The sequence below is a fragment of the Micromonospora sp. KLBMP9576 genome, assembly GCF_050941805.1.
Classification (GTDB): Bacteria; Actinomycetota; Actinomycetes; order Mycobacteriales; family Micromonosporaceae; genus Micromonospora.
Window position 1 is genome coordinate 4,306,175 of record NZ_CP194567.1, and the last position, 19,642, is coordinate 4,325,816.

General features: G+C 73.0%; 18 protein-coding genes. 7 read left to right on the forward strand and 11 right to left on the reverse strand.

Features of this window, described 5'->3' with window-relative positions:
* Positions 1-18: 18 nt before the first annotated feature.
* Genes ngcE (ACQ452_RS18775) through ACQ452_RS18785 form a run of 3 tightly spaced genes read right to left on the reverse strand, consistent with a single transcriptional unit; the run spans position 19 to position 3,190 of the window.
* Complete coding sequence (ngcE, locus tag ACQ452_RS18775; RefSeq protein ID WP_433386359.1) at positions 19-1,455, reverse strand: N-acetylglucosamine/diacetylchitobiose ABC transporter substrate-binding protein; 1,437 nt, start codon at positions 1,453-1,455, stop codon at positions 19-21.
* Between the two features lie 26 nt (positions 1,456-1,481).
* Entirely contained in the window at positions 1,482-2,231 is a 750-nt protein-coding gene (locus ACQ452_RS18780; RefSeq protein WP_433386361.1) for an SIS domain-containing protein, read from the reverse strand.
* Positions 2,228-3,190: a MurR/RpiR family transcriptional regulator gene (locus ACQ452_RS18785; protein WP_433386363.1), complete on the reverse strand. Its 963-nt coding sequence runs from the start codon at positions 3,188-3,190 to the stop codon at positions 2,228-2,230. Before ACQ452_RS18785 ends, ACQ452_RS18780 begins: the two co-directional genes overlap by 4 nt.
* 190 nt (positions 3,191-3,380) lie before the next feature.
* On the opposite strand from ACQ452_RS18785, the gene ACQ452_RS18790 reads away from it, so the two are divergent.
* Positions 3,381-4,373 carry an N-acetylglucosamine kinase gene (locus ACQ452_RS18790; RefSeq protein WP_433386365.1) on the forward strand — a complete coding sequence of 331 codons (993 nt, stop codon included), beginning with the start codon at positions 3,381-3,383 and terminating at the stop codon, positions 4,371-4,373.
* Positions 4,374-4,721: 348 nt separating this feature from the next.
* Here ACQ452_RS18790 and ACQ452_RS18795 read toward each other — a convergent pair whose 3' ends face one another.
* The 3 genes from ACQ452_RS18795 to ngcE (ACQ452_RS18805) all read right to left on the reverse strand — a co-directional run bounded on the left by ACQ452_RS18795 (position 4,722) and on the right by ngcE (ACQ452_RS18805) (position 8,022).
* Entirely contained in the window at positions 4,722-5,558 is an 837-nt protein-coding gene (locus tag ACQ452_RS18795; RefSeq protein WP_433394228.1) for a carbohydrate ABC transporter permease, read from the reverse strand.
* Positions 5,559-5,623: 65 nt separating this feature from the next.
* Positions 5,624-6,532: a carbohydrate ABC transporter permease gene (locus ACQ452_RS18800; RefSeq protein WP_433386367.1), complete on the reverse strand. Its 909-nt coding sequence runs from the start codon at positions 6,530-6,532 to the stop codon at positions 5,624-5,626.
* Between the two features lie 71 nt (positions 6,533-6,603).
* Positions 6,604-8,022 (reverse strand): N-acetylglucosamine/diacetylchitobiose ABC transporter substrate-binding protein, encoded by a 1,419-nt coding sequence (gene ngcE, locus ACQ452_RS18805; protein WP_433386369.1) that lies wholly within the window; start codon positions 8,020-8,022, stop codon positions 6,604-6,606.
* A gap of 195 nt (positions 8,023-8,217) precedes the next feature.
* On the opposite strand from ngcE (ACQ452_RS18805), the gene ACQ452_RS18810 reads away from it, so the two are divergent.
* The gene (locus ACQ452_RS18810; protein ID WP_433386371.1) at positions 8,218-9,672 is read left to right on the forward strand and encodes an acyltransferase family protein; all 1,455 of its coding nucleotides are present in this window, start codon (positions 8,218-8,220) and stop codon (positions 9,670-9,672) included.
* Between the two features lie 40 nt (positions 9,673-9,712).
* Complete coding sequence (locus ACQ452_RS18815) at positions 9,713-10,696, forward strand: hypothetical protein (RefSeq protein ID WP_433386373.1); 984 nt, start codon at positions 9,713-9,715, stop codon at positions 10,694-10,696.
* Positions 10,697-10,757: 61 nt separating this feature from the next.
* On the opposite strand, the gene ACQ452_RS18820 is transcribed toward ACQ452_RS18815, so the two are convergent.
* Positions 10,758-11,453 (reverse strand): Tat pathway signal sequence domain protein, encoded by a 696-nt coding sequence (locus ACQ452_RS18820; RefSeq protein ID WP_433386375.1) that lies wholly within the window; start codon positions 11,451-11,453, stop codon positions 10,758-10,760.
* Positions 11,454-11,843: 390 nt separating this feature from the next.
* Between ACQ452_RS18820 and ACQ452_RS18825 the strand changes: the two genes are divergently transcribed.
* The 3 genes from ACQ452_RS18825 to ACQ452_RS18835 all read left to right on the forward strand — a co-directional run bounded on the left by ACQ452_RS18825 (position 11,844) and on the right by ACQ452_RS18835 (position 13,939).
* Positions 11,844-12,614 (forward strand): TetR/AcrR family transcriptional regulator, encoded by a 771-nt coding sequence (locus tag ACQ452_RS18825; protein WP_433394230.1) that lies wholly within the window; start codon positions 11,844-11,846, stop codon positions 12,612-12,614.
* 174 nt (positions 12,615-12,788) lie between these two features.
* Positions 12,789-13,418, forward strand: coding sequence for a DUF6230 family protein (locus ACQ452_RS18830; protein WP_433386377.1), 630 nt, complete (start codon positions 12,789-12,791; stop codon positions 13,416-13,418).
* A 2-nt stretch (positions 13,419-13,420) separates the two neighbouring features.
* Complete coding sequence (locus tag ACQ452_RS18835; RefSeq protein WP_433386379.1) at positions 13,421-13,939, forward strand: DUF6114 domain-containing protein; 519 nt, start codon at positions 13,421-13,423, stop codon at positions 13,937-13,939.
* A gap of 173 nt (positions 13,940-14,112) precedes the next feature.
* Here the strand turns inward: ACQ452_RS18835 and murD are convergent, their stop codons facing one another.
* Positions 14,113-15,459, reverse strand: a complete 1,347-nt coding sequence (murD, locus tag ACQ452_RS18840; RefSeq protein ID WP_433386381.1) for a UDP-N-acetylmuramoyl-L-alanine--D-glutamate ligase — start codon at positions 15,457-15,459, stop codon at positions 14,113-14,115.
* Positions 15,460-15,547: 88 nt separating this feature from the next.
* Between murD and ACQ452_RS18845 the strand changes: the two genes are divergently transcribed.
* On the forward strand, positions 15,548-16,903 hold the full coding sequence (locus ACQ452_RS18845) for a hypothetical protein (protein ID WP_433386383.1): 1,356 nt from the start codon (positions 15,548-15,550) through the stop codon (positions 16,901-16,903).
* Positions 16,904-16,954: 51 nt separating this feature from the next.
* On the opposite strand, the gene ACQ452_RS18850 is transcribed toward ACQ452_RS18845, so the two are convergent.
* The 3 genes from ACQ452_RS18850 to ACQ452_RS18860 form a co-directional block, all read right to left on the reverse strand.
* The gene (locus ACQ452_RS18850) at positions 16,955-18,805 is read right to left on the reverse strand and encodes a PucR family transcriptional regulator (protein ID WP_433386385.1); all 1,851 of its coding nucleotides are present in this window, start codon (positions 18,803-18,805) and stop codon (positions 16,955-16,957) included.
* Between the two features lie 173 nt (positions 18,806-18,978).
* Positions 18,979-19,227 carry a flavin reductase gene (locus tag ACQ452_RS18855; RefSeq protein WP_433386387.1) on the reverse strand — a complete coding sequence of 83 codons (249 nt, stop codon included), beginning with the start codon at positions 19,225-19,227 and terminating at the stop codon, positions 18,979-18,981.
* Positions 19,227-19,604 (reverse strand): hypothetical protein, encoded by a 378-nt coding sequence (locus ACQ452_RS18860; protein WP_433386389.1) that lies wholly within the window; start codon positions 19,602-19,604, stop codon positions 19,227-19,229. Before ACQ452_RS18860 ends, ACQ452_RS18855 begins: the two co-directional genes overlap by 1 nt.
* Positions 19,605-19,642: the final 38 nt, after the last annotated feature.

The following is a 19,642-nucleotide window of genomic DNA, read 5'->3' on the forward strand; positions in this document are numbered from 1 at the left end:
CCCCTGGGCTCCGATCGCTCAGCGCTTGAACTTGGTGACGGAGCTGTCCTTCTTGATCGCGTCGGCGCGCTTCTGGATCCGCTCCGCGAAGGCGTCCGCCTTGATCCTGCCGAACATCAGCTCGTTGGTGGCCGTGCGGACCTCCTTGTCGAGCTCCTTGTACCAGCCGTCGAAGTAGATGTTGAACACGTCCTGGCCGGCGGCCGTGAGGGCGGTCTGGGAGCTGGCCACGCCGGGCGGGAAGGCGAAGCCTTCCGAGCCGGCGGTGACCACGGTCGGGGCCTTGACCATCTCGGTGAAGCCCTTCGCGCCGGCCACCGAGAGCATCTGGCGCATGTACTCCAGGCCGCCCTTGGGGTTCTTGCTCTTGGCCGAGACGAAGTAGCCCTCGGCGGCGGTGGCCCGCAGCGCCGTCGCCGGCAGCTTGTCCGACGCGGACAGGCTCGGCACCGGCATGAGCTGGTACTCGAAGCCGGCCGGGGTGTCCTTCTTCTGCTCGCCCTCCAGCCAGTCGCCGCTGGGGTAGAGCGCCAGCTTGTACTGGTTCTGCCGCAGCTGCACGTCGGTGTGCTTGAGCCCCTCGAAGCTCTTGTCCGAGTACTTCGCGCCGATCTCGGCCCAGGCCTCCGCGGCCTGCTTGACGGCGTCCTGCTGCCAGGCGCCGTCCTCCAGGTTGTCGATGTTCTTCAGCACGTCCGTGCCGCCGATCTTCGCCGCCTGGGTGAGGATCACGTTCCACTGGTAGTAGGCGGCGTTCGACCCGGCGTAGCCGTACGGGGTGATGCCCTTGGCCTTGATCTTGTCGAGCAGGGCGGTGAACTCCGACCAGTCCTTCGCCGGCGCCCAGCCGTTGTCCTTGAACAGCTTGCCGGAGTACCAGATGCCGAAGACGGTGGAGGCGTAGTACAGGACGTACGGCTTGCCGTTGAAGGATCCGACGTCGACGGTGCCGGGCACCACCGTGTCACGGACCTTCTTGTTCGGGTCGTCGACCGACGGGGCGTCCCAGAGCTCGGTGAGGTCCTGGAGCTGACCGTCGGCGACCAGCGCGCCGAAGTCCATCAGCTTCTCGCCGGAGTTGTTGACGAACTCCGGCGGGTTGCCCGAGGCGAAGCGCGGCTGGAGCACCGTGGAGATGGCCTGGGTCGACTGGTGCTTGACCTCGGCCTTCGGGAACGCCTTCTTGTACAGCGGCTGGTGCACGTCGGTGGCGTACTTCTCGCCGTAGCCGCCGTTGAAGATGACCACCTCGATGGGTGCGTCCTCCGGCACGCCGAACGGGTTGGTGGCGCTCTTGGTGCCGCCGGTGACCTGGTCGTTCTTCTCGTCGTCGCCGCTGGTCGCGCAGGCGCTCAGCAGGCCGGCGGCGGGGGTGGCGAGCAGGCCCACCGCGGCGGCGCGGCGCAGCACGCTGCGGCGGCTCAGGTCGACCGGGCTGTCGGGGGTGTTCGACATCGTCGTCTCTCCTTGTGATGTGCGGGTCAGGCGGTCCGCCGGAGACGCCCGGCGTACCGCGACTCGAGGGCGTGGTTGTGCTCGTCCCCGCCGGGGACGTTGGCGGAGAGGTAGACGGGAGCTACCTCCCCGGCCTGGTGGAACCGTCGTACGACCTCGGCGGTCAGCAGCTGCGCCAGCAGCGCCGCGGTGACCGAGGAGACCGCACAGACCGCGCCGCCGCCCTCGAGCGGCAGCAGTGCGTCGCCGTACGGCGCGCCGTTGTCCAGCACGACGTCGGCGAGGTCGGCGAGTCGCCGTCCGGACGGGTGGCGTGGGGCGACCCGTGCGGTGTGCGCCACCGAGGTGACCGCGATCAGCGGGTGGCCGCGCCCGGTGACCAGCGTCGCCAGCTCGACGACCGAGCCGTTGATGCCGGACTGGGACGCGACCACGAACACGTCGGACGGCTGGGGGGCGGCCAGCGTGTAGAGCTGGTGGGCGACGGCGGGGTCGCGTTCCAGCTTGGGGTCGGCGAGCACGTCGCGCGGGGCGTCGCCGTGCAGCACCAGGTCGCGCAGGCAGAGCCGGTTGGCGGGGACCAGGCCGCCGGCCCGGGCGACCAGCTCCGCCGCGAACACCTCGGAGTGCCCGGCGCCGAAGGCCTGGAGCATCCCGCCGGCGCGCAGGCTGGTGGCGATCAGGTCGGCGGCGGCGCCGATCGCGGCGGCGCTGGTGTCGACGAGCCGGTCGAGCACCGGACGGACGGCGTCGGCGTACGCCTGGGCGCTGATCACGCGCCGCCCCCCTTCGCGGCCTTGTGCCCGTCGACGGCCTGGGCGGTACGCCGGAAGGCCGCGTGGGCGCGGTCGTGGGTGCGCTGGGCGACGGCGATGTAGAGCAGGTCGAGCACGACGAGCTGGGGGTGGCGGGCGGAGAGCGCGTCGGGGCGGAAGGTGGTGGCCTGGCTGGCGGTGACCAGCACGATGTCGGCCAGCTCGGCCAGCGGCGAGCGGGGGAACCCGGTCAGCGCCACGGTGCTCGCGCCCCGGCTGCCCGCCTCGGCGAGCATCTCGATGGTCTCCCGGGTCTGGCCGGTGTGCGAGATGCCGAGCGCCACGTCGCCGCGGCGCAGCAGGGCGGCGCTGGCGAGGCCCTCGTGCACGTCGTTCCAGGCCCAGGCCGCCACCCCGATGCGGTGCAGGCTGAACTGCATCTCCTCGCCGACCAGGGCGCTGCCGCTGGCGCCGAAGATGTTCACCCGGGACGCGCCGGCGATGGCGACGGCGGCCCGTTCCACCTCGGCGAGATCGAGCAGGGCGGCGGTGTCGTGCATGGCGCGGGTGTCGGCGGCCATGATCTGGTCGAGCACCCGGGTGAGGGGGTCGCTCGGCTGGATCTCGCGGCCGATGTCGACGGTCCAGCCCGCCGAGCGGGCCCGGCCGGTCTCCGCGGCGATGCCCAGTCGCAGGTCGGCGTACCCCTCGAAGCCCATCGCCCGGCAGAACCGGGTGATCGTGGCCGGGGAGGTGCCGCTGCGTTCGGCCAGTTCGACGATGGTCGCCCGGGCGGCGGCCTCCGGGTCGCTGAGCACGTGCTCGGCGACGCGGCGCAGGGCTCCCGTCAGTTGGCCGGCGCCGGCGCGGACCCGCGCCAGCACCCCGCCGGTGGCGACCCCGACGGCCTCCCGTCGGTCGACCGCGCCGGCGTCGACCACCGCGGTCCCCGCGACGGCGTCCACCTCGTGATCAACCATGGGGCACCTTTCGGAAAGGAAGGTTTACTGTTAGTGGTAAAAGTTCTTACTAAAGGACCCTCCGTGTCAAGGGAATGGGCGAAGTTTTCAAACTGTTACCTGGCGCATACGCTCCGGAGGCCGTCCGCCCCTTGCCCGTCGCGGCCGGGCCGACCAGCATGAACGGGCGTCGATCGGAGGGTGGGTGCGGATGTCCGACACCGTCGTGGTGGGTCTCGATGTCGGTGGCACGTCCACGCGGGCGACCGCCCTGGCCCTCGACGGGCGGCGGCTGGGCGGCGGCCGGGCCGGCGGCGGCAACCCCACCAGCCACGGTGCCGAACGGGCCGCCGCCGAACTCCTGTCCGCCCTGCGCCAGGCGCTCGCCGACGTCGATCCCACCCGGGTGCGCGGCGGCACGATCGGGCTGGCCGGGGCCGCCCGGCTGCTCGCTGATCCGGCCGGCCGGGACGCGTTCGACGGTGCCTGGCACGAGGCCGGGCTGCGCTGCCCCTACGCCGTGCACGGCGACGCGCTGGTCGCCTACGCCTCCGGCACCGCCAGCCCGCAGGGCACGGTGCTCATCGCCGGCACCGGGGCGATCGCGGCCGAGGTCCGCGAGCTACGGCTGGACCGGGTCGCCGACGGCCACGGTTGGCTGCTCGGCGACGCGGGCTCGGGCTTCTGGCTGGGCCGCGAGGCCGTCCGCCGGCTGCTGGCCGACCTAGACCGGGGGCACGCGCCCGGCCGGCTGGCGACCGGGGTACTCACCGAACTGCTCGGCCCGGCCGAGGTGGCCGCCCGCCCCCGCGACACCGTCGACGCGCTCGTACAGGCGGTGACCCGCCGGCCCGCCGTGGAACTGGCCCGGCTCGCGCCCCTGGTGGTCGCTGCCGCCGCCGACGGCGATCCGGTCGCCCGGGGCCTCGTCGACGAGGCCGCCGCGCACCTGGTGGAGAGCACGGCGCGGATCCGCCCGCCCGGCGATGCCTCCCCGATCGTGCTCGGCGGCGGCCTGCTGACCGGCGCCACGCCGCTCGCCACGGCGGTCCGGGCCGAGGTCGGCCGTCGCTGGCCGCACGCGCCCCTGCACTCGGCCGGCGACGGCGCCGCCGCGGCGGCCTGGCTCGCCGCCCGCGACCTTCCCGAGGTGACGGACCCCGTGGCGACGCACCGCCGGCTGGTCCCCCTGCCGCCGACCTGAGATCCGGGGCGGGGGCGCCCCCAGGGCCCGGGCGGAGTCGCGCAGTGGACAGGTCCCGCCGGGGCCCTGGGGGGCGCCCGCCGAACGGCGGCGCCCGTGCCGGCGCGACGAAGCAGTGGCGTAAGGGAACGCGTCGAAGACGCAATTGATGGGTTAACCCGGAGCATGAAATCATGCTCCGGGTTTACCGCATTGCCGATAGCGACATGCGGTGCCGGATGAGGCTAATAATTGCGATGGCCCTCCGGCGACCCCAACTTGCGGGCGGAGACTAAATCACTCCACCTCGGAGAGCGCCTCCGAAACCCTCATCGAGGCCTTGACCCCCGCCCCGCCACTTCTTTTCGGCTATTTGAGCTGGCCCGCGGTCATGCCCGACTGGACCTGCCGCTGGAAGAGAATGTAGACCAGCAGGACCGGGACCACCGCGATGGTCAGGCCGGCGAAGAGTTGCGCGTAGTCGCCGGCGTAGCCCTGGTTGACCGAGAGCGCGGCGAGCCCCTGGGCGAGCACCCATTTGGACTCGTCGCCCTGCATCAGCACCTGGGGCAGCAGGAACTGGTTCCAGTGACTGAGGAAGTTGAAGATCGCGACGCTGATTATTCCCGGCCGCGCCATCGGCAGCATCACCTGGAAGAAGAGCCGGAAGTGACCGCAGCCGTCGACCAGGGCCGCCTCCGCGACGGCGGTGGGCAGGGTGCGGAAGAACGCGGTCAGGAAGAACACCGTGAACGGCAGCGAGTAGGCCGCGTAGACCAGGATCAGCCCCGTCCAGGTGCCGAACAGGCCGGCGTTGCGCACCACGAAGAACAGCGGCACCAGGGCGAGGAAGACGGGGAACATCAGCCCGCCGACGAACAGGTAGTAGACGACCTGCTTGCCCCGGAACTCGTAGCGGGCGAAGACGTACGCCGCCGCGGCGCCCATCAGCATGGTCAGGGTGACCGAGCCGGCCACCACCACCAGGCTGTTGAGGAAGTACTGGCCGATGTGCGCCCCGTTCCAGGCGCGGACCCAGTTGTCGAAGCGCAGCGCGCCGGGCAACCCCCACGGGTCGGCCAGGATCTCCGCGTTGCTCTTGAAGGAACTGATGAACATCCAGAGCAGCGGCAGTACGGTCAGCGCGCCCCAGAAGAGCAGGAAGCCGTGCGACAGCACGTTGGCGACGCCGCGCTCGCGGCGCATGGGGCGGTCCTTCGGCCCGGCCCCCTCGGCGGGCGGCGCCACCGGGGCGGGCTTGTCCAGAGTCGTCACGAGTATTCGATCCTGTCTCGCTTGCTGGCCCGCAGCGCCAGCACCGCCACCGTGAGGGTCAGGAAGAACATGACCACGCCGATCGCCGATGCGTAACCGAACTTGGTCTCGCTGCCGAACGCCGTGTCGTACATCCGCACGCCGATGACGTCGGTGGAGAAGTTGGGGCCGCCGTTGGTCATGAGCTGCACCAGGATGAACGCGTCCAGCGCGAAGATGGCCAGGTAGACCCAGGCGACCTGGACGGTGTCCCAGAGCAGCGGGATGGTCACCTTGGTCAGTGTGGTCAGCCGGGAGGCGCCGTCGAGCATGACCGCCTCGTAGATCTCCTTCGGGATGGCCGACATGGCCGCGCCGAAGAGCACCACGTAGAAGCCGACGTTGCTCCAGATCATCACGGCGAGCACGCACCAGAAGGCGGTGCTCGGATCGCCGAGCCAGGTGGGCGCGGAGAGGCCGACGCCGTTCATGGCGCTGGTGAGCAGGCCCTTGTTCGGGTGGTAGATCTCCTTCCACAGCAGCGCGATGATCACGACGGAGAGCACCTGGGGGAAGAAGTAGACCGTGCGGTAGAACGACGATCCGCGCACCCCGCCGACGCCCGCCCGCCCCTTCCGCCCGCCCATGTTGAGCATGGCGGCGAAGAAGAGGCCGAGCACGATCGTCAACACCGGGACGAACACCAGCAGGATCGCGTTGTTCTTCAGCGCGTTCCAGAAGTAGCCGTCGTCCCAGAGCGCCTTGAAGTTCGCCAGCCCGACGGAGTTGGCGCCGGCGGAGTAGCCGAGCCAGTCGGTGGTGGAGATCTGGAACGCCTGCAGGTACGGCGACACGACGAAGACGACGTAGAGCAGCACCGGCGGCACCAGGAAGGTGACGATCAGCGGGTACTTGCCATGTCTCACGATGGGGTCCTACCTCTTGCGCGGCAGCCCGGTGGGGGGCGGGTCGTCCCCGCCCCCCACCGGGCCGGATGTCAGACGGCCCGCTTGTACTTCTTGATCGAGCTGTCCTGGGCGATCGAGTCCGCGCCCTTCTGGCACTGGTCGAGGAACTCGGCCGGGCCGATGCGCCCGCTGAAGAACTCGCCGCACGCGGCGTCGATGAGGTTGCGCTCCAGCTTGCGGTAGTAGTTGGGGTAGACCCAGTTGAAGCCGTTGCTGCCGGATGCCTCCAGCGCCTTCGTCACGGTGGAGAGCCCGTACGGCAGCTCGACGCCCTCGCTGGAGCCGGCCACCACGGTCAGGCTGGCGACCTTCTTGGTGAAGTCCTGCGCGCCCTTCTTGGAGAGCATGTGCCGGAAGTACTCCAGGCCACCGGCGACGTTCTTGGCCTTGGCCGGCACCATGAACGGCTCACCGGCGGTGCCCCGCACGGCCTCGAACGGCAGCTTGTCGCCGCTGCCGAGGCTCGGCGTCGGCTGGACGGTCATGTTGAAGCCGGCCGGGGTGACGTCCTTCTGCTCGCTCTCCAGCCAGGAGCCGCAGGAGATGAAGGCCGCCTTGCCCTGGCACCACGCGGTCTGCGACTGCTTGTGGTCGAGGCCGGGCGAGCCCTCCAGGATGTACTTGTCCTTGACGATCTGGTGCCAGGCGTCCGCCGCGGCCTTCATCGCGTCGGACTTCCAGGCGTTGGGCTCCAGGTTGTCGATCGCGGTGGCGACCGACGGGCCGCCGAACTTGATCGCGGTGGAGATCACCGGCCAGCTCATGTAGCGGGGGTGCGCGCCCGCGTACGTCCAGGGGGCGATGCCGGCGGCCTTGATCTGCTTGCACAGGGCGATGTGGTCGTCCCAGGTCTTGGCGTACTCCCACTTGCGCTCGGCGAAGAGCTTGGTGGAGTGCCAGATGCCGTAGACGGTGTAGGTGTAGTTCATCACCAGGAACTTGCCGTCGTACGAACCGACCTCGACGGCACCCGGCAGCAGGGTGTCCTTGACCGTCTTGCCCGGGATGTCCAGGCTCGGGGCGGCGAGCAGCTCGCCCAGGTCGGCGATGGCGTTCTGCGAGACCAGGCCGTTGAAGTCGATCTGGCCGGCGCCGGAGTTGTTCACCACGTCCGGCGGGGTGCCGTCGACGAAGCGCGGCTGGAGGGTCTTGCCGATCTCCTGCGTCGCCGAGTGTTTGATCGTCGCCTTCGGGTACTTCTCGGTGTACATGGCCTCGTGGGCCTTGGCGTAGTCCTCGCCGAAGCCGCCACTGAAGATCACCACCTCGAGGGGCGCGTCCTCCTTGACCCCGAGCGGGTTCTGCTCGCTCTTGGTGCCCTTGTGGGTCTCGGCACCGCCCTTGTCGTCGTCACCACCGCCCGTGGCGCAGCCGGTCAGCAGGGCGGCGGCGGGGGTGGCCAGAAGGCCGGCGGCAGCGGTGCGCCGCAGGATGTCACGCCTGTTCATGGTGTCTCCTCGGATCGGTCCGGGCGGTCGCCGGATGGGGGTTGGGGACCGCCGCACGAGGCGCAGGGGGGAATTTCTCTTCAGTTCGAAAGATGTTGCTGAAGAATTTCTACGGCAGCAGGGCGCGGACTTCAACCCCCGACGACCGAACCGTTATCAGCACCGGACAGTCCACCGCTGACGTAGCCTCGGGCCATGCGCCGCCTGCGGCAACTCGCCGCGCGCACCCCGGCTGGTCGGCAACGCTACGTCGATCTGCTCCGGGCGCTCGCGATCTGCATGGTCGTACTCGGCCACTGGGCGGTCGCCGCGATCGGCGAGGACGCCACCGGCCGGCCGACGGGCCGCTCGGCGCTGCCCGAACTGCCGTGGGCGTACCCGCTGACCTGGCTGGCCCAGGTCATGCCGGTCTTCTTCCTGGTCGGCGGGTACGCCAACACCGCCTCGCTGACCGCCCGCCGGGCCGCCGGCGTCGACGCCACCGCCTGGCTGCTGGCCCGGGGCGCCCGGCTGCTGCGCCCCACCACCGCGCTGCTGCTGGTGATCGCCGGCGGCGCCGCGCTCGCGTCGCTGGCCGGTGTCGAGGCGACGCTGGTGCGTACGGTCGCCTGGTTCGCCACCATCCCGCTGTGGTTCCTCGCCGCCTACCTGATCGTGGTGCCGCTGACCCCGGCGATGCACGCCCTGCACCGCCGCTTCGGCCTGCTCGTCCCACTGGTCCTCGCCGCGCTGGTCGTCGCCGGCGACGTGGGCCGGGCGCTGGGCCCCGCCGGGCTGGCGCTGCCGAACTACGTCTTCGGCTGGCTGGCCGTGCACCAGCTCGGGATCGCCTGGCGCGACGCCGACGCCGGGCCTCACGCCGCCCGCCCCGCGCCGCCGGGCACACCCGACAGTGCGCCGCCCCGCGCCGCGCCCACCCCGGGCGGGGCGCCGGCACGCCGGCTGCCGACGTCGCGGCGGGCGGGTGCGGCGGCGCTGCTGGGCGGGCTGGCCGCGACTGTGCTGCTTACCACAGTCGGACCGTACCCGATGAGCATGCTCAACGTGCCCGGCGAGCGCCTGGACAACGCCGCCCCGCCCAGCCTGGCGCTGCTGACCCTGACCACCGCCCAGTTCGGCCTGATCCTGCTGCTGCGCGCCCCGGCGGAGCGCTGGCTGCGCCGGCCCCGCCCCTGGCAGGCCGTGATCGCGGTGAACTCGGTCGTGCTCACCGTGTTCCTCTGGCACCTGACCGCCGTGATCCTGCTGGTGGGCGCCCTGGACGCGGTCGGGCGGCTGCCGACCCCGCCGGTGGGCTCGGCGGCCTGGTTCGCCTGGCGGGTGCCGTGGGTGCTGATGCTGGTCGTGGTGCTGGCCGTCCTGGTCGCCGTCTTCGGCCCCGTCGAGGCCCGCACCGGCCGCAGCGGGAGCACCGGAGGCGGCGGGTCGTCCGCGGGGCGTGCGCCGGGCGGCCCCGGCCGGTGGGCCACCGCGCGCACCGCACTGACCGCCGCCGGTTTCGCCGCCGTGGTGTACGCGCTGGTGGCCAACGCCGAGACGCCGAGATCGGCGCCCGAGGCGCTGGGGGTGCCGGCGCCGGCGCTGGTGGCGTACCTGGCCAGGGCCGGCACCCTGCGGCTGCTCAGGTCCGGGTGGGCAGGCCGAGGCTGACCCCGCCGCGCCCGGGGCCGGCCGCCGGTACGATCCGGCGGTGCGGATCGGTGCGGAGGCGCTGCGCGCCGCGGTGGCGCTGCCGGCCGGCGCGGACGCCGAGGCGGTCGCGGCCGGCGTGGGGGCCTGGGTGGGTTCGGCGCCGCTGCGTGCCCTCGTGGACCACTTCGGCGGCGACTGGCCGGGCGGGGACGTCGCGGCGGTGCTGGCCGATCTCGACGACTTCTCGGCGCGGCACTGGGACTTCCGGGGCGGCCGGGAGCGCCCCGACGCCCGGGAACCGGGCTTCGATCCGGCCACCGTGGAGCTGGTGCGGGGCGTCGCCGCCGCGCTGGGCATGGTCCGTCCGGCGCCACCGGCGCGGTCCGGGTACGCCCACCTCGTGGTGCTCGGCGGGCTGGCGCACGCCTGCCTGCGCCGGGTCGCGTACGCCGCGCACCTGCTGCGCGGCGGGCTGGGGGTGACCGGCGAGGTGGCGGTGCTGGGCAGCTTCCGGCCGCTGTCCGAGGTGGAGCGCCGGACGTTGGCCGAGGTGGGTGCGCCCGGCTGCGAGACGGAGGTGGACGCCCTCGACGCGGCGGTCCGGTTGGCGTTCGGGGTGACGGCTGCGGCCCGGGAGGACGGCGTCGACGCGGGCCACCCGCACCGCTCCTGGTCGTCGCGCGGCTATCTGCCGGCCGGCCCGCCACCGGTGCGGGTGCTGGCCGCGCCGTCGAGCGATCCGCAGCGGCGGCGCGCGCACACGGCGGACACCCAGCGGTTCTGGGCCGGGCACGTCCGGTTGGCTCCCGGCGACACCGTGCTGGTGGTGACCGCGCCGATCTACGTGCCGTTCCAGCACTGCGACGCGCTGCGCACCCTCGCCGTGCCGTACGGCTGCGGGATCAACACGGTCGGGGTGGATCCGGCGCTGGAGACGCCGCGGGTGCCGGAGCCCACCCTCACGACGGGGCGCTACCTGCAGGAGATCCGCTCGGCGATCCGGTCGATGCGCGCCCTGCACGCGACGGTGGCCGCCGGCTGACCGGCGCACGGCCGGGGGCCGGCGCACGGCGGTCGCCGCACGCCGGCCCCGGAGGGCGCGGTCAGTTCACGTAGACGGGGCTGTTGCCCTTGGTGACGTCGCGCACCGGCGAGTACGCCGCGGAGAAGTACGCGGTGCCGAAGCAGAGGCTCGGGCCCGAGAACTTGGTCAGCGTCTGGTTGGTGAAGGTGATCGAGTTGTTGGCATTGGTGGCCGTGCCGGTCAGGCTGTTGGTGCCGGTGCGGTACACGCAGGTGATCTGGCCGAGCAGCGAGTTGAGCACGACGGTGCTCTGGATCGGCGCCGCCGTCGTGCCGGAGATCCTGACCACGCCGGCGCTGGTCACGGAGGTGGCGTACGGCAGGTTCTGGACGGTCACGCTCTGCACCCCGGTGGTGCCGAAGATGTTGCTGGTGCAGCTCGTGAAGCTCTGCGCGGTGAGGCTCTCGGTGGCGGTGCCGGGCGCCGCCGGGTTGGTCAGCACCTTGGCGCTGAAGGTGGACGCGGCGCACCGGATGCCGGTGCTGCCGGTGGCGGAGGAGTAGAAGGTGGCGTTGGTGCCGCTCCTGAGGCTGGCCTGGATGACGTCGTTGACGGCGACGGCGCTGCCGGCGGGTGCCGAGTAGGTCAGCACGTTGTTGGCCAACGGCGCCGGGGCGGCGGCGGGCTCCGGGGCGGCGGAGGCCGGAGCGGCGGCGAGACCGGTGAGCAGCGCGAGGGCGGCGAGGCCCGCGCCGATTCGTCCGTACCTGGGCATGGTTCTTCCTTCCGGGGGAGGGACGGGGCCGGTCGGACCGCCCGGGCGGGGGGTTACCCGGGCGGCGATCCGGGGCCGTCCGTGGCGGACGGCGGTGGTGGGTGCCGAGCGGCCGTCGGGGCCGCACGGCGGTGATCGGGGTGCTGCGGCGTCAGCGGGCAGGCCGGTGTGGCGCACTGCGGCACAGCCGCGTCACCTGCACCTTTTCGGCCTTGGGAGGGCGCTCCTGTTCCGCGATAATGGCAGCCGGCGAGCCCTCCTCCGACGAAGCCACAGGTGACCATCCGGAAGATCACCTGCGGTGACGACGTGCCAACCGAACGTGCAGAAAGATATAAACCCCGGAGGGTCGTAAAGTCAAATAAATCGAGAGAGGTCGATCAATTGAGCATGCAGCGCCGCCCGCGACCGGCGCCGGTCCCCCTGCCGGGCGCACGCCCCGGCCGCGACCCCGACCGCGCGATCAAACGCGGCCCGCGCCGGGTCTCCGCCGAGGCCGTGGCCGCGACCCAGCGCGATCGGCTCTTCGACGGGCTCGTGCGGGAGGTGGCGACGAAGGGCTACGACAACGCCCGGGTCACCGACATCTGCCACGCCGCCGGGGTGACCCGGCCAGCGTTCTACGCCATCTTCACCGGCAAGGAGGACGCGTTCCTCTCCGCATACCGGCACGGGATCGCCGTGCTGTCGCAGCTCATGGAGAGCGCCTACCGGGAGGCCGGTCCGACCTGGTCGGACGCGGCCCGCGCCGCGTTGCGCACCCTGCTGGAGGTGCTGGCGAGCGTGCCCGCGTTCGCCCGGATGGCGCTCGTGGAGGTGGACGCGGCCGGCCCCGACGCGCGCCGCGAGCGCGACGCCCTGCTCGGCAGCTTCCGCCGGTTCTTCGCCGACGCCGGCCCCGGCCCGACCGCCCCCGACCTGGACCGCGACGCGCTGGTGTCCACAGTGGTCGGCGGGATCCACGCCACCGTGCGCGGCTGGGTGGCCCAGGGCCGGGCGGCGGAGCTGCCCCGGCTCCTGCCGGTGCTCACCTACGCAGCCACCGCGCCGTTCCTCGGCACCGACGGCGCGGCCCGGGCGACCCGGGCGGCACGCCCCGACGACGGCCCGCGCACCGCCGCGCCGTGCGCGCCGACCGGCGAGGCGCCGGCCCTCCCCTGACGGCACGGTCGGAAACCGCAGCGGTTTTTCACTTTGGCCGCATTTGGCAAATGCCGCTCCAACCAGTCGACACCAGCGGTTGACCCAACCTTTACCCGGCGGTAACTTCACCCTGCGCAGGTCCTGGCCAATTTTCGATTGTCGCTCGTAAATTGATCTCGAAAGGGAGTCGCCATGTCGGAGCAGACCGAACCGACCGCACCCGATCCGCCGCGCAGCGGCGTGCGCTGGCGCCGATTCGCCGTCACGCTCGGCACCGTCGTGGCGGGTGCCGCGGGCATGGTCGTGCTGACCGCACAGGGTGTGCTGGGCGCGCAGTTCGCCATCTCCGGCATGCCGTTCACCGTCACCGCCGACAAGCTCACCGGCACCGGGTTCGAACAGTTCGCCACCCTCGACCAGATGATTCCGGACAGCCCCAACCAGGGCGACACCGGCGGGCAGGTCCTGGTGATCGTCTCGGCCATCGACAGGGCCGAGCTGACCAACCTCTGCCAGAGCATCAACCTGGGCGGCGTGCACCTCAGGATCACCGCTGGCGGCGGCGGCACGCCGGTCACCGCCCGCACCCTGGTCGTCGACGGCGACGAGGTCGCCGGCAACGCCGCCTTCAAGAACATCAGCGTCGGGCAGGACGCCAGCACCCTCGACAAGGTGCCCGGTGTGAAGGGCAACCCCGGCGTCTTCTCCCAGCAGGCCGACACGGTGACCATCAGCAACCTGCGGCAGAACAACTACGCCACCACGGCGGCCGTCTTCAACCTGCCCAACCTGCGCATGGCGTTCACCGAGGGCGGATGCTGACCGTGACCACCGGACGACACCACCCGGCGCCAGCCGCCCGCCACCTCGGCGGGCGCTGGCGCCGCTGGCGGCGGGGACGCCCGTTCACCGCCGGGGTGCTGATCGCGCTCGGCGGCGTGGAGATGCTCGTGACCCTGCGCGCGCCGCTCGGGGTGCTGCTGCACATCGGGCCGCAGGGGCTCGCCGCGTACCTGGTGCCGACCGTCCTGGTGCTCTGCGGGGTGCTGCTGATCGCCACCCCGCAGCAGCGGGTCTTCTACGCCGTGCTCTCGCTGGTGCTCGGGCTCGTCTCCTGGCTGACCTCCAACCTGGGCGGCTTTCTGATCGGCATGCTGCTGGCCCTGGTCGGCGGGGCGCTCGCCTTCGCCTGGACGCCCGACAAGCGCAGCCGACCCGCAGGCGACACGGCGACAGCCGACGCGCCACCGCACCGGGAGCCCGCGGACGACCAGGACGATGTCGGCGGCGCGCTGCTGCCCGGCGGGCAGGCGCCCGCGTCGGCCCCCGCCGAGCGCGGCTGAGTCAGCCGACCTGCTCCTTGACCGCCGAGGAGCCGCGGGCCCTACGGCCACGGTGACGACCCACCGGCGCGATCCGTCCGACCTGGGCACTGCCCGCGTCGCCGTCCCCGCGTTGCCATGCGCGCCCCCCGCTCCGCCGGCGGGTGGGAGCGCGATCCTCTCCCCTGCGGACCTCAGCCGGCGGTGTCGCGTACGGCCTGGGCGAAGACCTCGGAGCGGTGCTCGAAGTTGCGGAACCGCCCGTAGCTCGGCGCGGCCGGGGAGAGCAGCACGACCCCGCCGGCCGGGGTCAGCTCCCGGGCCAGCCGCACGGCGGCGGCCAGGTCGTCGACCACCTCCGTGCGCACCTCGGGCAGCCCGCTGAGCGCCTCCACGATGCGGGGGCCACTGTCCGGGATCCCGACGACGGTGATCTCCCGCTCGGCCAGGTGCTCGCGCAGCGGGGCGTAGTCCAGCCCCCGGTCGGTGCCGCCGACGATGACCGTCAGCGGTCGCCCCTCGTACGCGTCGATGGCGTGCATGGCCGCGTACGGGCTGGTGGCCAGGGTGTCGTCGACGAAGGTCAGGCCGGACGGGTCGGCGATCTCGGTGAGGCGGTGGGCCAGCCCCTGGAACCCGGCCACCGCCGCGGCCAGGGCGTCCACCCGGGCGGCCACGTCGACGCCGAGCGCGTCGAGCACGGCGAGGGCGACGCAGAGGTTGCCCTCGTTGTGCCGGCCCACCAGTGGCAGCACCGAGCGCGCGAACAGCGGCCGGTCGCCGAGGTGGAACCAGGGCGTGCCGTCCGGGCCGTCAGCCACGTGGGCGGTGTCCGGCAGGCCGGCGCGGACCGCCGCGCGGTCACCCAGTTCGCGGGCGAGCCTCGGGTCGGTGCCGTTGACCACCACGGTGTGCGGCCCGTGCGCCAGCAGGTTCAGCTTGTCGCGGTAGTAATCCCGCTCGCCGCCGTGCGCGTCGAGGTGCTCGGGGAAGAGCGAGGTGACCACGGCGACCCCGGGCGAGTCCGTCAGGTCGCTGCACTGGTAGCTGGAGAGTTCCAGCACGTACAGCTCCGCCTCCGGCAGGTCCAGCGTCGGCACGCCGATGTTGCCGCCGAAGACGTTGGGCCGGCCGACGGCGGCGAGCAGGTGGCTGATCAGGCTGGAGGTGGTGCTCTTGCCCTTGCTGCCGGTGACGCCGACGGTGCGGGCGGCGTGGTCGGCCATCCACAGCGCCGTGCCCTGGGTGACGGTCACGCCGCGACGGCGCAGTTCCACCAGCCACGGGTGGGTCTGCGGCACCCCGGGCGAGCGGACCACCACGTCGGCGGCGGCCAGCCGGGCGAAGCCCTCCTCGCCGGTGACCAGCGGGGCCGCCTCGGCCAGCGGCCCCTCCCAGGGCAGGCTGAGGAAGTTGGCGCTGTCGTCGACGGCGACCAGGTCGGCCGGGCCGTGCGCGGCGATCGCGGTCACCGCGGCCCGGCCCTCCCGGCCGGCCCCCCAGACGGCGACGGCACGTCCGCGCAGGTCAGACAGGCGCACTGGTTCTCCTCGGGGATGTCGGCGGCGGGGCAGCGGCACGTCCGGCACAGCCGGACACGGCCGGACGAACCAGGGCCTAGTATGGCGTGTGCCCAATGAGCAGCTACGGCGGATGGACGCCTTCACCTTCCCGTCCTACTCGGTCGACCTCTCCACCGGGGAGGTGCTCCTCGACTACGCCCTCACCGGGCCCGACGGCGAGCAGCGGTTCACCGAGGCGATCACCCTCCCACTGCCCGACGCGCCGCCGTCGGACGAGACCGTGGCGACCCTCGGCCGGGTCCTGGAGTTGCTGCACGTCGTCGCCGGGGTCAGTTACTACAAGACCGCCGCCCCGCCCCGCCTGGTGCTGCCGGCGCCGTTGGGCGTGGCCGCCGCCGAGCTGGTCACCGCCGTCTACACCCAGGGCCTCGCGGAGTACGCGTACCGCAACCGGCTGCCGCACGTGCTGCGGTTGCGCCCGGAGGTGCCGGCCGGCACGGTCTCCCCGGCCCGCGAGTACGACAACTCCGCCCGGCGTCCGCTCTCGGCGGTGGGCGGCGGGAAGGACTCCATCGTCAGCCTGGAGGCGCTGCGCGACGCCGGCTTCGACCCGGTGCCGTTCTCGGTCAACCCGAACCACGTGATCGTCGCGGTCAACGAGGCGTCCGGGTTGACGCCGCTGGCCGCCCGGCGGCGCATCGACCCCGTGTTGTTCGAACTGAACGCCGCCGGCGCGCTCAACGGCCACATCCCGGTCACGGCGATCAACTCGCTGATCGCCGTCGCCACGGCGGTGCTGCACGGCCTGGGCCCGGTGGTGATGTCCAACGAGCGCTCGGCGTCGGATCCGAACCTGGTCTGGGACGGTCACGAGATCAACCACCAGTGGTCCAAGGGTGTGGCGGCGGAGGGGCTGCTGCGGGCCGCGCTGGCCGAGCACGCGGGGCTCACCGAGCCGTACTTCTCGCTGCTGCGGTCGCTGTCGGAGCTGCACATCGCCCGGCTCTTCGCCCGCATCGACCGCTATGACGACGTGGTGACGAGCTGCAACGCCGCGTTCAAGCTGCGCGACGCCAGCGAACGCTGGTGCCGCGACTGCCCGAAGTGCCGGTTCGTCTACCTGGCCATGGCGCCGTTCATGCCCCGCGAGCGGATCACCCACATCTTCGGTGGCGACCTGCTGGCCGACGAGTCGCAGATCCCCGGCTACCGGGAGCTGTTGGGCGTCGACGGGCACAAGCCGTTCGAGTGCGTCGGCGAGGTCGAGGAGTCGGTGGTGGCCCTGAGCCTGCTCGCCGAGCAGGACCAGTGGCGCGACGCCCCGGTGGTCCGCGCCCTGGTCGACGCCGTACCGGAGACGGCCTGGTCGGCCGCCGCCACCTCCGACGTCTTCACCCCGGGCGGCCCCAACCACATCCCCACCCCCTACACCACCTCCCTCCCCTCCCTCCAGCGCCGTTGATCATGAAGTTGTTGTCACGACACGCCGGGGCGAAGCGCAACAACTTCATGATCAACGAGGTGGGTGGGGGTTGGGTGGGGGGTTAGGGGTGCGGATGGCGTCCAGGGCCAGGAGGGCCACGTGGAGGGAGAGGCAGGCCTCCACCGAGTCGAGGTCCACGTCCAGGACGCGGCGGATCCGGGCCAGCCGCTCGTAGAACGCCGGCCGGGACAGGTGCGCCGCGCCGGCCGCCGCCGACTTGTTGCGGCCCTGTTCCAGGTACGCGCGCAGGGTGCCGAGCAACTGCTCCCGGGGGTGCTGCGCGTCGTAGGCCAGCAGCGCGCCGAGTTCCCGCTCGACGAAGGTCTGCAACCGGGGCTCGTCGCGCAGCAGGTGCAGCAGCCCCGCCAGCCCGACGTGCGGCAGCCGGAAGACCGGCAGGTCCCGCCGGTCGCGCCGGGCGGCGTCGGCGATCTGCCGGGCCTCGATCAGCGACCGTCGCGCCTCGCGCAGACCCACCACCCCCGACCCGGCCGCCACGAGCACCGCCCCGCCCCCCGGCGACCGGCCGGAGCCGTCCGGTCGGATCGGGCCGTCGGGACGGGCGGGGGCCTCCGGGCGGGTACGGCGTAGCGCCGTGGCGAACGCGGCCAGCGCCCGCTCCTCGGCGGCCGGCTCGGGCAGGGCGAGCAGCACGCCGACCGCCTGGTCGTCGATGGCGCCGGTCAGCCCCGTCAGCTTCGCCTCGTGCAGGGCCTGCCCGACGGCCTCGGCGAGATCGCGTAGGCGCGCCGGTCCCGCCGCCGGGCCGCCCGAGCCCTGGTCGGCCGGGTGCCCGGGCTCCGGGGCGGGGCCGCCCTCCCCCACCGGCTCGTCGCCGCGGTGCCGGACGACGACCCCGACCAGGTGCCGGCGGTCCAGCACCACGCCGAGCGCCCGCGCCCGCAGGGCGACCTCGTCCACCGGCAGCGAGTGGTCGAGCAGGGCGGTGAGCAGCGTACGGTGGATCTGCCGCTCCAGGCCCTCGGCGTCGCGGCGGATCAGCCGGCCCAGGGCCAGTGTCGAGGCGGCCCGCTCGACCAGGATGGTCAGCCGGGTGGGCGGGGCCACGGGCGGTGCGGCGATGCCGACGGGCGCGCCGCCCTCCTCGGCCGGCGCGACCCCCCCGCGCTCGCCGCCTCCCAGGTCGCCCCCGCCCGGCCAGCGCAGCAGCAGCCGGCCCCAGTCCTGTCCGCGGGCGCCGACCGTGGTGACCAGCCAACCGCTGTCGCCGTCGTACGCGGTCCGCCCCGCCGGCCGGATCCGCCGGGAGTGCTGCTCCCAGCAGTCCAGCAGCAGCTCGGCGCTCTCCCCCGCCGGGTCGTACGCGAGCACCTGCCGGGAGAGGTTCTCCAGCACCACCGGGCAGCCGGAGAGTTCGGCGGCCTGCCGGATCACCTCGCCGGGGCCGGCGCCCTCCACCGACAGTTCCGTGAAGCGCTGGTGGATCTCCTCCGTCGCCCGCAGCTCGGTCAGTTGGGCGTCGACGATCAGCGCGTGCACCGCCTCGGTGATCCGGACGAACGGGGTGGCCCGCCGCAGCTCGACCAGGGGCAGCCCGCGCCGCTGGGCGGCGGCGGCCATCACCCGGGGCACCGCGCTGACGTACCGGCGTCCCAGCTCGACGACCAGGCCGGAGACGCCGACGTCCGCCAGGTCGCCGATGAACGCGCGCAGTCCGGCGTCGTCGGCGGGCAACCCGATGCCGGTGCTGAGCACCAGTTCCCCGCCGCCGAGCAGGGGGGCGATGTCGGGTACCTCGGTCACGTGCACCCAGCGCACCGGGCGGTCGAGGCCGGCGTCCCCGGCGACCAGACGCGGAGCGCCGTGGCGGACCGGGTCCAGCGCGAGAACCTCACGGACGGTAGGAAACACGGGCGACACGCTACCCTCCGTGATGTCGGTTCGGCACGGGCAGCCGCCCCGTCCCGGTGCCGTGTCACGGGCTCTCCGGCCCGCGCCGCGCTGTCATGTCACGGGCTCTCCGGCCCGCGCGGCGCAGCCCGCCCGCGCCACGCGGCTCCCACCCGCGCCACCAGCCCTCACCCGGGCCGCTCTCAGTCCCTGGCCCGCGCCCAGCCCAGGAAGCGTTCGTGCAGGTCGAGGGGGCGCTCGGGGTTGAGCTGGGTGAGCTGCGCGCGGGCCTCGGCCATCAGCCCGCCCAGGTGCAGCAGCAGGCCGGTGCGGTCGCCCCGGTACTCCACGAGCAGGCCGAGCCGGGCCGGCTGGCAGGGCCACTCCGCCCCGCAGTTGCGGCACCGCCAGAACGGGCGCATCGGCCCGTGCGGAATCGTGCGGTACGTCATCAGCGCATCCGCAGCGCGATGGCGCGGGCCTCGTCGTGGCTCAACGGCAGCCACCACAGAAACCGGCGTACCACGTCGATGGGATCGGGGCCGCCCGGGCGGCCCCGGAGATCGCGGATCGCGGCGGTGATCACGACCGAGACCACCGGCAGCAGCTCCCGGGTCGCGGGGTCCGGCATCGCCCGCAGCGCGGAACATGGCCAGGGTTCCCCGCAGCGCCGGCAGCGCCAGTCGGGCGATCCGGCCACGTGGCCGGCGACCCGGACCGTCGCGATGGGCGGCCCCCCTTCGTGTACCGCTGCGGGATTCTCCCCGCCCACGCGCCTGGGCAGGGTGGGCAGCACCGTGAACATGCGCTGGTACCAGGGAACGGGCACGTCGACCTCCATCGGCGGGAGCGGGCCGCGCGGGATCG

What these genes read in the sequence shown, in the direction of transcription:
- ngcE (WP_433386359.1), bottom strand. Translation starts at nt 1,455, where the DNA reads ATGTCGAACACCCCCGACAGCCCGGTCGACCTGAGCCGCCGCAGCGTG.
- ACQ452_RS18785 (WP_433386363.1), bottom strand. Translation starts at nt 3,190, where the DNA reads ATGGTTGATCACGAGGTGGACGCCGTCGCGGGGACCGCGGTGGTCGAC.
- ACQ452_RS18790 (WP_433386365.1), top strand. Translation starts at nt 3,381, where the DNA reads ATGTCCGACACCGTCGTGGTGGGTCTCGATGTCGGTGGCACGTCCACG.
- ACQ452_RS18795 (WP_433394228.1), bottom strand. Translation starts at nt 5,558, where the DNA reads ATGCGCCGCGAGCGCGGCGTCGCCAACGTGCTGTCGCACGGCTTCCTG.
- ngcE (WP_433386369.1), bottom strand. Translation starts at nt 8,022, where the DNA reads ATGAACAGGCGTGACATCCTGCGGCGCACCGCTGCCGCCGGCCTTCTG.
- ACQ452_RS18810 (WP_433386371.1), top strand. Translation starts at nt 8,218, where the DNA reads ATGCGCCGCCTGCGGCAACTCGCCGCGCGCACCCCGGCTGGTCGGCAA.
- ACQ452_RS18820 (WP_433386375.1), bottom strand. Translation starts at nt 11,453, where the DNA reads ATGCCCAGGTACGGACGAATCGGCGCGGGCCTCGCCGCCCTCGCGCTG.
- ACQ452_RS18825 (WP_433394230.1), top strand. Translation starts at nt 11,844, where the DNA reads ATGCAGCGCCGCCCGCGACCGGCGCCGGTCCCCCTGCCGGGCGCACGC.
- ACQ452_RS18830 (WP_433386377.1), top strand. Translation starts at nt 12,789, where the DNA reads ATGTCGGAGCAGACCGAACCGACCGCACCCGATCCGCCGCGCAGCGGC.
- ACQ452_RS18855 (WP_433386387.1), bottom strand. Translation starts at nt 19,227, where the DNA reads ATGACGTACCGCACGATTCCGCACGGGCCGATGCGCCCGTTCTGGCGG.